The organism is Thermoactinomyces sp. CICC 10522, from assembly GCF_016055075.1.
Classification (GTDB): domain Bacteria; phylum Bacillota; class Bacilli; order Thermoactinomycetales; family Thermoactinomycetaceae; genus Thermoactinomyces_A; species Thermoactinomyces_A daqus.
Genome location: NZ_JAECVY010000022.1, coordinates 1 through 16,463 on the forward strand (window position 1 = coordinate 1; position 16,463 = coordinate 16,463).

Sequence of the window (16,463 nt, forward strand, 5' to 3'; positions counted from 1 at the left end):
TACCTTTTTTTCTTCCGCTTGGGTCATGTAAGACTCATCCTTTGGCAAAAGAGTTTCCTTGCTGCAACCGCTCACCAGGATTGCCAGCATCAGGAGCATAATGATGGCAACAACACCTGATCTCAATCGTCCCCACGGCTTTTTCATGCGTTCACATCCTTTAATTCCTTTTCACGATGTTTCCCTTTTCATCGTAATCTTTTAAAATCGGAGTTTCGACTGCGTTACCTTCATCATCATAACCGGTGAAATTTTTGATACCATGACTTCCGAAGTTCAAACCTAATTGGTTATCCAGTCCTTTGTCTTCTGTTACCTTGCCATTGTCGCTGATTTCATACGTTTTTCCTGGATGGTAACCGAGAGAACCGACCAAATCATGATCATACCGGTAGTTGCGGATCAGCTTATCGTAATTTCCCATTTTTTCATTTACCGCTTCTTTCCGGTTTTCCGGATCCAACATATTCACAGCATGAGAAATACCCGGACCAACCCATCCAAATAGGACGGAAGCATTGAGATTGGGATAAAGATCTTTCCCAGGTGCGTTAAACGTCACAGCAGGTATGCGATATCTCGCTGCGTTATCAAGTGCTAAATATCCTCCCAACGAATGACCGGTTAACACAAATTTATAACCACGATATAACTTATTATGAAGTTGCTTTTCCACAAACTTATGGGCATCAATCGCCTGCGCGTTCAAAGTGTCGTTTCCTAAAGCGATTGGCCCATCTCCAATCAGAAGATCTCTCGCTCCTTCCGCAAGATCATGGGTTTTCAGATGTTCGGGAAACTCTGTTCCACGAAATGCAATTATGATTTCCTTGGTACTAGCATTTCTAAACACATAAGCTTGAAGGCCATTCGGAAGATCAGTTTTTCTAGAATCTAAGACCCAACCACTTTTCATTCTCTGATCTATTAATTGTTGGGTGGCCTTATCACCAACAACTAGATTATCCAAATAAGCCAACTGAGATGCTTGTGCTAATTGCTGATCGCTGACCTTTAATTCATCCAACGTTCCATACGGCGTGCTGTTATCAACCGGGGGATCGGCGATGCTTTTCCCATAGTTGTACGTTTTTTCAAGCCCCGTCCGGCCCCAGTTGAGCAAGGTTTTGCCGAAGTTGATGATCGCGTTGTTCACCGCCCGCTGGAAGCGCATATACAGGCCAAAAACGAAGGCTAAGGTAATCACTGTGGCCATGGTGATTCGTGTTACGGTGGCTTTAATCCAGTTCCACGTTTGGGTTGCTTTTTCCTTCGTCCAGTTCCATGCTGTGGCAACCCCGTTTTTGAAGCTGTTCCAGGCGTTGGAACAAGCGTTTTTGAACGAATTCCACATCCCCGGTTTATCCCCGGAAGATTGGGACTTGGTCACAAGGGACTCTTTGACCGGCGTCGGCCCTGGCTTGACCTGGTCAAAATGGTCATTCACCTGGGGAACGTTGAAACTGCCCCCGCCTGCATAGGCATGACCGCTGTATAACATCCCGGCTCCGACGAGGGAAAGGAGCAGGGCAATGATCCATCGCTGAAATACCGTTCTCATCTCCGTAATGGATTCACCTCTTCACCAGTAATGGAAAAGAAAAAGGGGACAGGCTCGACCAAAGGTCAGTTCTGTCCCACAGAAGTAAGTAGCTGTTTGCAGTTCTCGGGTTAAGCCTGGTCCGTTTGACGAAATTTCGTAGCGATTTGGGTCAATGCTTGGGAAATGTTATCGAGAAGCTGAACGAAGTTTTGCATATTTTTCTTAGCTTCTTGGAAATCTTGGAAGAATTTTTGCTTCGTCATACCATCCCAGTGACCCTCGAGTCCGTTGATACGGGAATCGAGTTGTTGAATGAGTTGTTGGCTTTGTTCCCGTTTAGCTTGGAAATCTTTTGCCACGGCATCAATTTCATCCGGATTAATAAGAATCCGTGCCATTGCAAAACCCCTCTCTAAAAAGGCTTAACTATTACTCTAAAGATTATATATAAAATAGAGTCTCTTTGCAATCTTTTCTTTTTTATAATTTTGTCGGAAACGGAAATGTTATTTCAAAACATCAAATTCCTGACAGCGACATGAGGTTTCATCGGCTCCGAATCCGCCTCTCTCCGGGTGAATGGAGTCGGAGCCGATATTTTTTTCAACCGTCTTCAGTTTTTCGTGCTCATCCAGCGTTCCTGCAACGTTCTGATCCAGTCCATCGGGGAAACGTTGGCCGAAAAGGGCACTGCTCCCTTGACCTTCTCATAGCGCCGCTTGGCAAAATACCCTTCGCCCGGACCAAGCGTTTTCTGGATCGCCGGATTGGAGGACCTTGCTTCAGATGACGGGATTTTAAAGAAAGAGAGATCATTGATGTCCAGGCTGGCAAATAAAAAGCCTGTCTCCATCCCTTTCACTTCAGACAGCCAATCGTTGCTGCTGTAGGGGAAATTGGAAGGTGATCCGGCAATCGCCACATAAAAGTTTTTGTTCCGTCCCTGGCTGACAATATTGTTAAGGGAATTTTGCAAGTCATAATTGTTCAGCCGCTTGCTGAAATAATCGGCATCGTCGATAACCAGAAAAATCGCCGGTTCTTTTTCCCCGGTTTCCGTCTGCTCCGCCCATGGAGGAAGTGTTTTGGTCTTTGCCCGCTGGTCCAATATCGGTCCCAGTTTCTCGAGCAACCCGGCCAGTTCGGTTTCATCCGAAGCATATCCTTTCAGGTGCGGAAGGCCCATCAGCGCGGACAAACCGAGCCCGCTCGGCCGGAAGTCGATGACGTAAACCTCCAGCTCGCTTGGCGGATGGAAATAGGCGAGGGACAAGATCCAAGTTTGCAAAAATGAGGTTTTTCCCCCTTCAATCGAGCCGCCGACGACAAAATAAGGGCCGTCTTTCAAATTGACATAGAACGGGGTCAAGTCATCCATCGAGATGGCAACCGGAACCCTCAGCGGCGTCAATTCAGGTTGGTCAGGATCAGCCTCGTGTTTGGCCAGCACTTCTTTCAATTCAATTTCTTTCGGCAAGGATTCGATCGCTTTCGGGTAATTTCCTTGCCACGAATCGGCAAGTGTGCGAATTCTTTGGCGCAACGTGTTGGCCCGTTCGATCTCATCGCTTCCTTCTGAGGCCAAGGCGGTCTGAAACTCCAGCGGCGGCACACTTCCTTTGACAAACCCACGCCCTTCCGGCAAGTTCACCAGCGGCGATCTGAGGCGGCCCACCGCAAAGTAATAGTCTGACGGATCCGCCAGCTCAAACGAAACACCGAGCGAGAAATTGTTTCTTACCCGGTCGTACATGTCGCTGACCTGGTTGGTGGTAACGATAAAGTAAATCCCGAAACTGCCGCCGGCGCGCAGCAACTGCTCCAAATCGGCGTGTTCTTCTTCAAATGTGCTTTTGAAGGTCAGGTATCCATCGATGACCACGATAATCGCGGGCACCGGTTCGGATAAAGACTTGCGGTAGGAGTAAAATGTTTTTGCCCCTGACTGGGCGATTTTCTCCCGCCGACGGTGCATTTCCTTCATCAAAAAGCGGAAGAGTCGTCTCACCCGGTCCGGCTCATCATCCCGAATAATGGCCCCCATGTGCGGAAGCTCATTGAAGTCTCTGAACATATGGCCAAAATCAAGGACGTACATATGTACATCGTCGGGTGAATGATCCAGTGCCAAAGAGAGCAGCAGTGTCTGAACGAAGGTTGTTTTTCCCGTTCCGGGCATCCCGTAGACGGGCAGGTGTCCTTCATTAAGCGGAATATTCAACGGATACTGCGTTTGGTTGGACGGGGAATCCACCAGACCGACCACCGGATCCAGCCAAGCCGCTGACGGCTGCCAAGTTTTTCCGTCCCAGCCTTTCCGCTCCGGAGGCCGGAGTTCGTCCAAAGAGATATGTGTCGGCAGCGGCGGAAGCCAGGGCCCCTGCAATGTCTCTATCCCCAATGCTTTTGCTTCCCGGTTCAGATAATCGACCAGGACATCCAATTGTTTTTTGCTCCGTCCCTTCTGCTTCTTGGCCGTCGAGATCACGGGCGAAGAGCGGTTAATGCGACGCCCTGTCAGCGTCACCTCACTGATCACTGCTTCTTGTACCGTTTCAGTTTCCGGACGGTAAGGCGCACCGCTCCAGGCGAACTGGACAAGTTCCAGCAACTCGTTGCTCCCCACCTGGAAATAGCCCCGTCCTGGCGTCGTAATCCAGGAAGCATCCGGGATTTTGATCATTTCCTTACTGTCCGCTTCTTCCTGCACGCGCAAACAGATGCGAAAACGGGAGTTACTCCAGATTTTATCGTCGACAACGCCGCTCGGTTTCTGCGTGGCCAGAATCAGGTGAACTCCCAGGGTCCTTCCTTTGGCGGCAATGGAGATCAATTCATTCATGAACTCGGGTTGCTCTTTTTTCAACTCCGCAAACTCGTCGATGATAATCACCAGATGCGGGAGCGGATTCTTTTCTCTCATCGGCGATTGGAAATATTCATCGATATGTTGAAGATTTCCCGCATCCTTAAACAGTTTCTCACGCCTCATCAATTCAGCTCTCAAAGAGATTTTCGCTCTTTCGATCAGGTTCCCGTCCAGGTTGGTGATTGAACCGACCAGATGCGGTAAATGCTCAAAGGTGTTCGACATTCCTCCCCCTTTATAGTCGATGAGCAGGAATACGATATCGTGCGGATGGTAGTTGAGCGCCAGCGAAGCGATCAAAGCCTGGATCACTTCACTTTTCCCCGAACCCGTCGTTCCTGCGATCAATCCGTGGGGGCCATGTCCCTTTCGTTCAATTTTATCGTGAATATTTAAGTATACGCGCTTGCCGCCCGTTCCCATCCCGACGGAAACAGGCAATGTATTGGGGTAGCGGTTTTGCTCCCAACGCCGTGTGACATCCAGATCATCCAGATTCTTCGCTTCCACCAAATCAAACAGCGTGAGCATTTGCGGGATCTGCCGCGATTTATTGGCTTTCAAACGAACCGGCGCAAGGGAACGGGCCGTTTGATCCGCCACTTCAACGGAGACAAAATCGGGCTGAAAGGTATATTCCCAGTCCTCCCCGGTTTGCAGATAATTGGTTTCCTGCAATGTCCCGTGATTGCGATGAACTTCCAGAATGGCGTGGCATTCCATTGGCAGCGTGTTTTTTGATTCTGACAGAAGCAGGGTGCGGGCGCCCACTTTTCCGCCTTCTTTCAGCAGCATGGGCACAATGACTTCTTCCTCGATCAGACTGGGGTCTGAGATGATAAACACATAAAAAGGAACTTGCGGCTCGTTCGCGAGTCCGGGCCGGCGACTCTGCCTGCGGCGGTTCAGAATCTCGTATAAATGGTCGGTCAACTCCCGGGCATCCCGCGGATTGGTCGCCAGAAATCTCCGCTTCCGCTGGTCATCCCATACATGCGGCAACCAGCGGATCCAATTCCACTGATCCGCTTCATCTTCCGAATAAAAGGAAACGATTTTTACTTCATCCGGCGAGTGATGCGTCACCAGTTGGAGCACCAGGCTGCGGATCGCATTGAGCATCGAGGCTCGGTCGCCGACCACTCCCACGACATGCGCCTTGTTCAGCGGGAGCGAAACGGGCACATCCGAAACCTTCGAAAACTCCCGGGCGAGCTGTTTCGCCTCTTTAATCAAGGGGTCCTGGTCGTACTCTTCCTGATCGGGCGTCTCAATCGTGATCGTGGAAGGTTGTTCACCATTTCCCAAGCGCAGGGACAAAAAGTCGGCATCAAAGGGAGAGCGCTCCCACAACGAGCTGACCCGTGTTTGAATCCGCCGCATGCATTGCATCGGAGCCGGATTCCATTCCTTCAGCAAGGCAGCCTGACGGTCCACCAGTATTTGCAGCTCTTCCCGGTGTTTTTTCAGGCTTTCCCTGTATGTAGCCGTCCTCTGGGCCAGTGCTCGCTTATATTTCCTTTTATTCGACAGGTATACGAAAAAAGGAATCGTGTAAGATACCGTCATCATTGAAGTTGAAACCATTTGAAAAACTAAAAAGTTCGGGTTGGAATAACCATTGCCGGACGAACTCATATAAAGATAAAGACCGATGGTTCCCAAAGTCATAACAAGCGGAATGATCAAGGAAGAATATGAGAAAGACGGCCGCTGGGGCTTTTTTGGAGGTTGGCGAATCTCTACCACAGTACGCGGCAAATCCTGTTTCATCCGTGGTGATCTTTGAAAAAGAATGTTCAAGCGACTTCCCCCCTTTGCTCTTTAATAATCGGTCCGAAATGCTTCAAGCGAACCGATGATTCTTTGTTTTCTCATTTGTTCCAGCTGTTGTTGCCGGATCAATTGCAGCTCATTTTCCGGTTGAATTCGGAACCGCAGATAAGCGCCATCCATAACCTTGTAGTCATCCAGCGATTTCGTCTCGTCGAGCTTCCGCCAATCACCGGTTTCGGCTCTGACTTCCAGAATCTGCTTTCCGTCTTCCATCTCCTGCATTTCGTTTTTGACAGCATCGGCCAGCATGGGAATCAATTTGGAAACAGGCAGTTCAGATGGAAGTTCAAGATCAAGCCAATGCTGGTTGCCGGCTCCCATGAAGACCGTTACGATTACCCCAAATGAGACTCCTCCTTTCCAAGATCGATTGAACTTCCGGAGTGGGAATAAATAAACCTTTCGTTCGGTTATTTATTGTTTTAATATTATAGCGTAACTCCCCTCCGGACAAAGATGACTATTTATCAAAAAGACGACAAAAAACGGAAGAGTGAACTATCCGGTCACCCTGTATCCCATCCAATATTTGGTCATCCACCCCCCTTGACTTTCCGTAATAATTTTATCACAAATCTTTTAAAATAGGTTCGATTTTATCATGTCACGAATTTTGATCAATTGCGTCTGCAATAAGAGAACCACCTCAAATCTCTCGGATAAGCGGAGATCATTCTGAGAAAAAAGAGAGGCCGAAACGTGCTTTTCACCCCCTTTTCCTCTTCCGGCCGATCAGTGGACAACCGCTGCTTTTTCTTGTTGTAAAGACGGATCCGGCTTGTCCGGTAAATTTTAAGTTTATGATCATCATTAAAAACGATAACGATCACCGGATGATATGTTTTCTTGGTGGATGGACTGTGTACGGCCGCATGCAATCTTCGGCAAAAAGGCACTTCGCAGGGAAAGATGAACACCTTATTCCGCGAAGTGCCTCTCTCTTTTAGAAGCTTCGCAGTGTTGACCGGAAGCCCTTACTTGGATTTCAATGAATTTTTGCAGGGAACAAACCTCCTGCAAGCCTCAGCGCGATTGATATTTCTAATGGCCCGGCCGATGAGTACAAGCGCGTCACCAATCTCGTTTTCTGCACTTTCAAATCGGTTCGCCGCTAAAAAATTCATCGCATCGCCCAGTTCCTTGATTGCAGCCCGCAGCTCATGGAGAGCACGAATTTTGGAACTCCCCATTTAAAATCCCCCTTTGTAAACAAGTAGTTTTTATCTCTCTATTAATAAATGCAATTGATAGAATCATTGAACCTGTTAAAAGAACCAATTTATCCAAAAACAAATAAGAGCCACCCCCTCTTACAGGAAGCGACTCTCATTTCTTTCATTTACTTGGGATGACTGTCAAAGAAATTCCAGATGATCGAGCTGGCTTTCGGCCCTGTCGGATCCGTATAGGTCCCGGCAGCGCTGCCCCCCGACCAGGCATGTCCCATTCCATTCACCATGATTTTTTCCATTACAACCGTTCCGTTCTGATCCTTGTAAAGGGAGTCTGTATAAGTTCTCCCGTTTGGCACGGACCGGTATGAAGTGACATCCGCCTGATCATCAATGTTGTTGTTATCCATTCCGTCGCTGGCCCGATCATTGGTTTGCGCCCATTGGGAGATAATCTGATTTCCATTGACGGGATTAACCGTGTAGTCGGCTGTCCCGTGAAAAACAATGGTTGGCACGACGCGCGCATATCCCCCCATCGCCTGATAAGCCAAATTCCCCTGTTGTACCGGGTCAGGCCCGCCATACAGCATGGCTGTCCCGGAGTATAACACGGAGGTCGCAGCCTTGTATTCCAGACCGGAACCAACACCAATCGCGGCAAAAACATCCGGGTAAGCCGCTCCCAAAATCACACTCATGGCTCCACCGGCAGACAAACCGGCCACATAAACACGCCGGCTGTCCACCGGATAATTGCTCTTGATCTTGTTGACCACTCCCACAATCGAGGCTGGTTCTCCCCGCCCCCGCGACTGATTGGACGAATCAAACCAATTCCAACATTTACTCAGATTCGCCGAAACGGGTTGTTCGGGATAGACCACAAAAAAGCGGTTCTGTTCGGCATACGCATTCATTTCCGTGCCCGCGGCAAAATCATCCGGGCTTTGCGTACAACCATGAAGCATCACGACAAGCGGCAAAGGAGTGGTGCCATCATAACCGGAGGGAATATACAATTTGTAAACACGTCCGTCAGGGGCCGTATCACGAATAAATTGCCCGGCGGAAAAAGCGGTTTTGGCAAATGTCGGGCCTCCCATCAAGACCGTCAACACCAGCAAAAGGAATACCCGGCGGAAAAAACGGTGTTTCTTTTCCATCTTGATCCTCCCCGAATTCAAAATTGACGCCAGATCACACCACCAACGAACAAAGCCCGTCCACCGCTTGCAAAATGTCAAACCAGTCCGGTCATCATGGAAAACACAATCACAACAGGAACCACCAACGTTTTGATTACCGTAATGGCAAAAATATCAGGGTAGGACTGGCGATGGGTTAACCCGCAGATCGCAAGCAATGTAATGACTGCACCGTTATGCGGCAATGAATCCATTCCGCCTGCGGCCATCGAGGCGATCCGGTGCAACAACTCCGGATCGATGCCGGCACTTTGGGCCCAGGCGAGATACTTTGCCCCCATCGTATCCAAGGCAATACTCATACCGCCCGATGCGGAACCGGTGATCCCCGCGAGTACATTGATCGACAACGCTTCTGAAATCAGCGGGCTGGTTTTCATCGTCAACAGAAAATCGGCCAACGACTTAAACCCAGGAAGGGAGGCGATCACATTGCCAAACCCGACTTCTGACGCCGTATTCATAATAGCCAGAAGAGAACCGGTTGCACCTGCCGTCAATGTCCTGGACAATCCGGGTTTCACAAGAACCTTGTCGGCCCCGACAGCAGATTTTCTCCGGTAATACCATTGCAGGACGATGGCAAAAGCGATGCCAAAAACCAGGGCAAGGATGAGAGCCCATACTCCCAATACCTGATCAATGTCCAATCCTTCATATTGTTTCAATAAAGTTTCCGGATACCATCCCGGCAATACAACATAAGTGAACAGCGCATTTCCTCCCAAAACCAAAATGAGCGGAATAACTGACAACCAGATGGCGGGAAGATTTTCATCCTCTGCTATTGCCGGCTCGTTCAACGTATGGTCACCATAGCCCTCACCGTTGGACATCAGTTTATTCTTCCGACGATGCAACCACCACAAGCCAATGACGGCGATCAGGAAAGCTCCTGTGATTCCGGTAATCGGGGCGGCAAAGGAAGTTGTCTTGAAATAAGATGTCGGTATAATATTTTGAATTTGAGGAGTGCCCGGAAGAGAATCCATTGTAAAAGTGAATGACCCCAACGTAATCGCAGCCGGAATCAAGCGTTTGGGAATGTCCGCCTCCCGAAACAGCGCGGCGGCAAACGGATAAACCGCAAAGGCGACGACAAACAAACTGACTCCGCCATATGTGAGAACTGCACAGGTTAAGACAACCGCCAAAATCGCCTGCCTGCCCCCAAAGCGGCGTGTTAATCCGCGAGCGATGGAACAGGCGGCCCCACTGTCATCCATGACCTTCCCGAAAATCGCCCCGAGGAGAAAAATGGGAAAATAGAGTTTTACATAAGCAACGGCTTTCACCATAAACACTTCCGTATAGGTCGGCAAAAGCGGGAGTCCGGATAATACAGCTGCCAACACAGCCAGCACGGGTGCAAATAAAATTACCGGATAGCCCCTGTACGCCAACAGCATGAGCAATCCAAGAGCCAGGAAAATTACCAACACTGCCATATCCTTTACCTCCTTCGATCCTGTCGAAGAATCCATTGAACTCCCTTGCTCATTTGCCATGCAATTTTGTTGCCAATCGTGAAAACCGTATATTTCGTCATTTTTTGTACACATTTTTGGAAAGATACCGCACCTGTTTCAGGCAAACTGCTTGCCTGATATCATCTCCCGCGTCCGAATTTTTGCACATCATTCCGGATTTGTGGAATGGGAACGCCAAAAAAATCACAAGGTCGGTAAAATTGGTTCAATCCATCGGTCTGATCTCAATCTTGTATTTTTTCACTTTTTGATAGAAACTCGATTTACTGATTCCCAACAGCCGGATCGCCCGGGCTCTGTCGCCGTTTGTCATTTTCAGCACTTGCCTGATCGTTTCTCTCTCGGTTTCTTCAATCGCATTTGCCAGCAGAAAACAGGGCCGCTCTCCCGTGCTTTCTTCAAAGAGGCGCACAGGCAAATGGCTCAACCGGATCATATCCTCCCTTTTCACATGAAGGGCCCGTTCCAGTACATTTTTCAATTCCCGGACATTTCCGGGCCAATGGTAGCGAATGAACACATCCAACACTTCTTGTTCCATCCCTGCTGCATACATGCCGGTCTCCTGAGATAACATTTGCAAAAGATGGCGCGCCAAAACGGGAATATCCTCCACCCTTTCCCGTAAAGGGGGAATATGAAGGGAAACCACATGAAGCCGGTAAAACAAATCCTGCCGAAACTCCCCGTTTTTCACCATCGACTCCAAATTCCGGTTACTGGCGGCAATGATCCGCACGTCCACTTTCATTGGATGCATGGCACCGATCCGCTCAATTTCCCTTTCCTGTAACACCCTCAATAACTTTGCCTGCATGACGGGGGAAAGCTCGCCGATCTCATCCAGAAAAATAGTCCCTTTGTGAGCGATTTCAAATTTCCCTTTTCTTCCCCCTTTCAATGCACCGGTAAAGGCGCCTTCTTCATAGCCGAACAGAATGGATTCCATCAGGGTGTCGGGAATCGCCGCACAATTGACCCTCACAAACGGGCCAAACTTCCGGTGGCTGTAATTATGAATCGCATGAGCAAACAGTTCTTTTCCGGTTCCGCTCTCTCCGCTGATCAATATGGTTGTATCACTTAAAGCCACCCGCTTGGCAATTTCCTTTACTTCCAAGATGTTCCGGCTGATCCCGATAATATCTTCAAAGCAATATTTGGCTCCCAGATTTTTCAGCAGTTCACCCTGATAATAATCGAGTTCTTTCTGCAACTGAATGACACGCGCCGATAGCGTATGCAATTCGCGCACATTTTGAAACATCACTTTTCCAACGACCGCAATTACTGTTCCGTCCTGGATAATGGGAATCCGATGGGCGATCATATTCCCGCCTTTGATTCGATGAACTTGTGCAAGTTCAGGTGTCTTGGTTTTGGCCACGATATGCATCCGGGTATTTTCTATCACTTCCGTGCAGTGTTTTCCAATCGCTTCGTCGACGTCGACTCCGAGAAAATCGGCATAAGTCCGGTTAAGCATAGTGATAAATCCATCTGGATCAGTAATGACAATCCCTTCGTACGCGCTGTCAAAAGCCTTCAGGATCAGATCTTTTGTCCGGCAACAGTCCCAGTATGATTCCAATAATTTTTTATATTCAGATTCTATATTTTGCATTTGAGTCGCCTCCTTTGGTTATTTTACCATGTTTGAAAGCATATTCTTATAATTTACTTATAATTCAATTTAATAAATATATAACATACCGATCTGCCATCCACAAAAAAAGGCTCATACTTTGCACTGAACGCAAAGCATGAACCCTTTTACTGACATGTATGATTAAATTCCAAATCGATCGCCGGACTGTCAAGGCTCTCGCTGCCTTTGACCGGAAGCAAGAGCCCTGACCTTCAATCCTGAATTCAGGTCAAATGACTTGGTTCCAATGCAGATGAGCGGTCATACGATATCACCGTATCACAAGACGAAAGGAGTGAAAGAAATGAAACGCGCAAAGCCTCCTGATGAGTTGTCCCAATCCCCACGGTCTGACCAGATCTCTCCATTCCAAGCAATCCGCGTTCCGGCGACCGGCAAAAAGAACGCGAATTTTGGGGTGACAATCGGTTTAAATTCACCGCTGCCGAAAAAAAGGTCGAATGGGTGCATTTCTTACGGGCCGGTTTCCATCTTCCTCAAGGGATTTCATCACTTTTCATTTAGAACCCAAATCCTCCGCCGACAAAGACGAAGATGGTCGCAATCACAAGGAGGAAGATTAACAGACTTCTCCAACCGAACCCAAAACCGCCATAACCGAATCCCATTTTTCCACCTCCCCCAATTCAAAGTCTGTATATCCTATTCGGGGTTGAACAAGGGGAAAGTGCTTTTATCCTGCTGCAAAAAATTTTGGACTGGGATCTTCCCGGCCTGCTTCAATCTGACTCAGATCCTTCAAGGTCAGGCGGTCGAAAATGCATCTCCGTATTTTCCGGCATCGTAATTCAACCTTTCATCCAAACGCCCGAACAATACCCGGTGAAGGCGGACAAAATTCCCAAGAGATAACTGAGCCCGAGATACAGAAAAAATTTTTTCTTTTCTTGTTTGGCAACCATTTGCACACTTTCCCATTTCAATGTCGAAAAGGTGGTAAAAGCCCCCATGAAACCCGTACCAAAGAGGAGTTTCCAGGTTTCATTCAGCTCATGTCCCGTGATCCATCCCAGCAAAAAGGAACCGAGAAGATTGACCGTAATCGTGCCAACCGGAAACGAAGAATAACGGCGTGATATCCACCCGCTTAACAGAAAACGGCAAATGGCTCCCAAAAAACCTCCAATCACGACGAAAATGGAAGATATCACGATCTGGGCACCACCTCTGGTTCTTTCTCTCTTTCAGCAAGGTTTTTCCCGATTCGCCAGCCACTCCAGGAGAAGAAAAGGCCGCCCACCAAGCTAAGCCACAAATAGGACAGAGCCATGATCCAAGCGTGATGTTGCATGAACGTGAGAAGTTCAACATTGAAAGTCGAGAACGTGGTAAACGAACCGATAAACCCTGTTGTGATCCCTGTTTTCAGCCAGGATGGCATCTTCGGAAAACGGGTGAACCATACCGAAAACACGCTCAGTAAAAACGAACCGGCCAAATTGATGAACAACGTTCCCAACGGAAACCCCCAGATCCACGCAGTCGGAATCCAGATTCCAAGCCAGTACCGGAGCAAGGCTCCCAGCATTCCCGTTGCCCCGATCGCTAGATAAACCATTCTCTTTCCCTCCCCGACATGTTTATGATCCCAAACTTTCCCGAAAAAAACAGACTCCTACCAGTATCCACACCGGTAGGAGTCATCAGCCTGATCGGCAATTATGGCGAACTCCATCGCCTATGTCATGAATTGGTTTTATTTTATCACACAGAACACCAAATGGTAAGATCCGCTTCAGGCTGAAACATCAAATTCGATCAGCAACTGCAACAAAAACCCCCGTGTTGCCGGGGGTTGATTTATGAAAACAAACGCGGGGCCGATCTCCCATCCTTACACAGAAGTATTGGAATGACTTGCCTCCGTTTTTTTCTTCTCTTTGCATTTTATATATTCTTCTCCCCATGCACACATTTGATCCAGCACAGGCTTCAGCGACCACCCAAATTCATTCAGTTCATAAACCACTTTGGGGGGAACCTGGTTAAAGACAATACGGTTAATCACACCATCTTCTTCTAATTCACGCAGTTGTTGGGTCAACATTTTTTGCGTAATATTGGGCATGGCTTTTTTCAATTCACTCGTCCGCATCGGTCCATGGGTCAAATGGCACAGGATGACTGTTTTCCATTTTCCGCCGATCACTTCCAATGTGGCTTCAACCGGAATGTTATAGAATTTGTCTTCCTTTTTCATTGTGTTTCCCCCTTTTGCTTTCAGAATCAGATGGTTTAGTTCCAATATTACTCACAGGTATCTATATCACTTTCAGGTATCTATATTACCCGCAAGTACCTATATTACTTCAAAGTACGTACTTCCAAAATACAAGTATATGTTACATAATAAGTGCCATGGTTGTCGAGTAGATTTTTTCCAGCTTCCAAATTTGAAAATCCTAACACCTTTTTATCCCATCAATATATCCAAATTAAGCACGGAGGTATTTCTATGACCACGCATACTTTATCTCGTGGCAAAAGCAGCAGCAGGCAACGACAAAGCTTGCTTCCGTTGCTTGCCTTGGCCATCAGCGCTTTTGCCATCGGAACAACAGAATTCATCAGTGTAGGCTTGTTGCCGCCGATTTCAAAAGATCTGCATGTTCCGGTTACAACGGCCGGCCTCACTGTTTCCCTTTATGCCCTGGGAGTGGCTTTCGGAGCACCGATATTAACCTCCCTCACTTCGGCAATGTCAAGAAAAACACTGCTAATCTCGATCATGATCTTATTTGTGATCGGGAACACTCTGGCAGCCACAGCCGCAAACTTCGGCGTTTTGCTTATTGCCAGGGTGATTGCATCCTTTACTCATGGCGTATTTATGTCAATCGGTTCAACCATTGCCGCCGACTTGGTATCAGAGGACCGGCGTGCGAGCGCCATTGCGTTTATGTTCACCGGACTGACGGTCGCCACTGTGACAGGAGTTCCGTTTGGAACCTTTATCGGCCAAACCTTCAGCTGGCGGATCTCCTTTGCAGGAATTGCCATAATCGGACTGATTGCTCTCATTGCCAATGCGATCCTGATTCCTGGCCATCTTCGTCCGGGAACCAAAACAACCTTCCGTGATCAATTGAAACTGGTCACAAATGGCCGGCTGCTCCTTGTCTTTGTCATCACGGCTTTGGGTTATGGAGGAACCTTTGTTTCCTTCACTTATCTTTCTCCATTGTTGCAGGAAATCACGGGCTTTCACGCAAATACGGTCAGCATCATTTTGCTTGTCTACGGAGTCGCGATTGCGATCGGAAACATCATCGGCGGCAAACTGTCAAATCATAATCCTGTCAAAGCCCTGTTTTATATGTTCATGATCCAAACACTCGTCCTGTTTGCCCTGACTTTTACTGCACCTTTTAAAATAACGGGACTCATTACGATCATATTCATGGGACTGTTCGCTTTTATGAACGTTCCCGGACTCCAGCTTTATGTTGTTCAACTGGCTGAAAAATACGTTCCTTCCGCAGTGGACGTGGCTTCATCAATCAATATCGCGGCCTTTAATGCGGGAATCGCGATCGGCTCCTGGCTGGGAGGAATCGTTACCAGTTCAATGGGGTTGATTCATACTTCCTGGGTCGGTGCAGCCATGGTCGCAGGAGCCGTGATCCTGACTGGTTGGAGCATGGCTTTGGAACGAAAAAAACAGGCTTGACATCATGACCGGGAAAGGAGGTGTTAATATGGGTTTTTCTGCATTGCGGAAAATGATTCCCGCCAATCGCTTAACACTTGGCGTTGAGCTTCCCTTGGATACCGATTGGTCCCCGGAAGGGCTCAAACAGGCGAAAAAAGAAGGACGTCCCTTTGGCGTCCCGAATATGGAAAGACACGCGGAATTTGCCCGCCTTGTGGACCGGCTCGGTTTCAAATCCATGTGGATCAGGGATGTTCCTTTTTTCGATCCCCACCGTTTCGGTGATGCAGCTCAACTGTTTGATCCCTTTGCATATTTGGGGTATTTGGCAGCCATCACGCATGATGTGATTTTGGCGACCGGAGCGATTGTCCTCCCGTTGCGGCATCCCTATCACGTAGCCAAAGCCGCAGCCACAGTCGACCAGCTCTCCGGCGGACGGTTCGTGATGGGAATCGCAACGGGGGATCGCCCTGTGGAATTCCCGATTTTCGGAGTGGATGCCGATCAAAAAGGAGCCATTCTGCGGGAACATGTAGAGTTAATCAAGGAAGCCTGGAACAAAGACCACATGTTGTTTGACAACCAACTTGATCTTCTCCCCAAGCCGGTTCAGCCTGAAATTCCAATCGTCATGGCAGGCCGGGGAACACAGACGCTGGAATGGATTGTTCAGCATTTGGATGGCTGGTTCAATTATCCCAGAGGAGTCGCCTCGACAGAACTTCAGATCGAGGAGTGGGAAAAAGTGCATGAAAAGCTCGGGATAACTGAACGCAAGCCCTATATTTCAGCATATCATTTAGATCTTCATGAACATCCCTACCACCCGGCCAAACCGTTTAAATTCGGAGCCACAATCGGACGAAATGAATTGATCCGGCATCTAAAAAGACTGGAGGAGATCGGAGTCAATCATATCGCTTTGCATTTTCGTCACTCACAGCGTCCGATCCCGGAAGTGCTCCATGAGTTGGCAGAATATGTTTTGCCTGAGTTTAACCATACCGGAAACGATTGAACG

13 protein-coding genes and 1 riboswitch are annotated in these 16,463 nt (G+C 48.2%); of the genes, 2 read left to right on the top strand and 11 right to left on the bottom strand.

Annotation, left to right across the window (positions count from 1 at the left end; translation table 11 throughout):
* Positions 1 to 160: 160 nt before the first annotated feature.
* The 11 genes from I8U18_RS16020 to I8U18_RS16070 form a co-directional block, all read right to left on the bottom strand.
* Entirely contained in the window at positions 161 to 1,501 is a 1,341-nt protein-coding gene (locus I8U18_RS16020) for a Tle-like phospholipase domain-containing protein (RefSeq protein ID WP_198065047.1), read from the bottom strand.
* Between the two features lie 170 nt (positions 1,502 to 1,671).
* The gene (locus I8U18_RS16025; RefSeq protein ID WP_033100017.1) at positions 1,672 to 1,941 is read right to left on the bottom strand and encodes a WXG100 family type VII secretion target; all 270 of its coding nucleotides are present in this window, start codon (positions 1,939 to 1,941) and stop codon (positions 1,672 to 1,674) included.
* Between the two features lie 215 nt (positions 1,942 to 2,156).
* Positions 2,157 to 6,215 (bottom strand): type VII secretion protein EssC, encoded by a 4,059-nt coding sequence (essC, locus tag I8U18_RS16030; protein WP_198056463.1) that lies wholly within the window; start codon positions 6,213 to 6,215, stop codon positions 2,157 to 2,159.
* Between the two features lie 21 nt (positions 6,216 to 6,236).
* Positions 6,237 to 6,662 (bottom strand): EsaB/YukD family protein, encoded by a 426-nt coding sequence (locus I8U18_RS16035; protein ID WP_370589418.1) that lies wholly within the window; start codon positions 6,660 to 6,662, stop codon positions 6,237 to 6,239.
* Positions 6,663 to 7,222: 560 nt separating this feature from the next.
* The gene (locus I8U18_RS16040) at positions 7,223 to 7,438 is read right to left on the bottom strand and encodes a hypothetical protein (RefSeq protein WP_033100013.1); all 216 of its coding nucleotides are present in this window, start codon (positions 7,436 to 7,438) and stop codon (positions 7,223 to 7,225) included.
* A gap of 149 nt (positions 7,439 to 7,587) precedes the next feature.
* Positions 7,588 to 8,586, bottom strand: coding sequence for an extracellular catalytic domain type 1 short-chain-length polyhydroxyalkanoate depolymerase (locus tag I8U18_RS16045; protein ID WP_033100012.1), 999 nt, complete (start codon positions 8,584 to 8,586; stop codon positions 7,588 to 7,590).
* A 77-nt stretch (positions 8,587 to 8,663) separates the two neighbouring features.
* Entirely contained in the window at positions 8,664 to 10,076 is a 1,413-nt protein-coding gene (locus tag I8U18_RS16050; RefSeq protein ID WP_033100011.1) for a GntP family permease, read from the bottom strand.
* A 247-nt stretch (positions 10,077 to 10,323) separates the two neighbouring features.
* On the bottom strand, positions 10,324 to 11,742 hold the full coding sequence (locus tag I8U18_RS16055) for a sigma-54 interaction domain-containing protein (protein ID WP_198065048.1): 1,419 nt from the start codon (positions 11,740 to 11,742) through the stop codon (positions 10,324 to 10,326).
* 833 nt (positions 11,743 to 12,575) lie between these two features.
* Positions 12,576 to 12,938, bottom strand: a complete 363-nt coding sequence (gene crcB / locus I8U18_RS16060; RefSeq protein ID WP_198056467.1) for a fluoride efflux transporter CrcB — start codon at positions 12,936 to 12,938, stop codon at positions 12,576 to 12,578.
* Positions 12,935 to 13,345 carry a fluoride efflux transporter CrcB gene (gene crcB / locus I8U18_RS16065; protein ID WP_033100008.1) on the bottom strand — a complete coding sequence of 137 codons (411 nt, stop codon included), beginning with the start codon at positions 13,343 to 13,345 and terminating at the stop codon, positions 12,935 to 12,937. The genes crcB (I8U18_RS16060) and crcB (I8U18_RS16065) overlap by 4 nt, the downstream gene beginning before the upstream one ends.
* Before the next feature lie 69 nt (positions 13,346 to 13,414).
* Positions 13,415 to 13,475, bottom strand: a riboswitch (Fluoride riboswitch).
* Positions 13,476 to 13,621: 146 nt separating this feature from the next.
* Entirely contained in the window at positions 13,622 to 13,987 is a 366-nt protein-coding gene (locus I8U18_RS16070; protein WP_198056468.1) for a winged helix-turn-helix transcriptional regulator, read from the bottom strand.
* Positions 13,988 to 14,242: 255 nt separating this feature from the next.
* On the opposite strand from I8U18_RS16070, the gene I8U18_RS16075 reads away from it, so the two are divergent.
* Together I8U18_RS16075 and I8U18_RS16080 are read left to right on the top strand one after the other, a co-directional pair.
* Positions 14,243 to 15,457, top strand: a complete 1,215-nt coding sequence (locus tag I8U18_RS16075) for an MFS transporter (RefSeq protein WP_033100007.1) — start codon at positions 14,243 to 14,245, stop codon at positions 15,455 to 15,457.
* Positions 15,458 to 15,485: 28 nt separating this feature from the next.
* A complete protein-coding gene (locus I8U18_RS16080; RefSeq protein ID WP_033100006.1) occupies positions 15,486 to 16,460 on the top strand; it encodes an LLM class oxidoreductase in 975 nt (324 codons plus the stop codon).
* The last annotated feature ends 3 nt before the right edge of the window (positions 16,461 to 16,463 follow it).

Coding starts and splice junctions, on each gene's coding strand:
- I8U18_RS16020 (WP_198065047.1), bottom strand. CDS start 1,501: ATGTTATACAGCGGTCATGCCTATGCAGGCGGGGGCAGTTTCAACGTT.
- I8U18_RS16025 (WP_033100017.1), bottom strand. CDS start 1,941: ATGGCACGGATTCTTATTAATCCGGATGAAATTGATGCCGTGGCAAAA.
- I8U18_RS16040 (WP_033100013.1), bottom strand. CDS start 7,438: ATGGGGAGTTCCAAAATTCGTGCTCTCCATGAGCTGCGGGCTGCAATC.
- I8U18_RS16045 (WP_033100012.1), bottom strand. CDS start 8,586: ATGGAAAAGAAACACCGTTTTTTCCGCCGGGTATTCCTTTTGCTGGTG.
- I8U18_RS16050 (WP_033100011.1), bottom strand. CDS start 10,076: ATGGCAGTGTTGGTAATTTTCCTGGCTCTTGGATTGCTCATGCTGTTG.
- I8U18_RS16055 (WP_198065048.1), bottom strand. CDS start 11,742: ATGCAAAATATAGAATCTGAATATAAAAAATTATTGGAATCATACTGG.
- crcB (WP_033100008.1), bottom strand. CDS start 13,345: ATGGTTTATCTAGCGATCGGGGCAACGGGAATGCTGGGAGCCTTGCTC.
- I8U18_RS16070 (WP_198056468.1), bottom strand. CDS start 13,987: ATGAAAAAGGAAGACAAATTCTATAACATTCCGGTTGAAGCCACATTG.
- I8U18_RS16075 (WP_033100007.1), top strand. CDS start 14,243: ATGACCACGCATACTTTATCTCGTGGCAAAAGCAGCAGCAGGCAACGA.
- I8U18_RS16080 (WP_033100006.1), top strand. CDS start 15,486: ATGGGTTTTTCTGCATTGCGGAAAATGATTCCCGCCAATCGCTTAACA.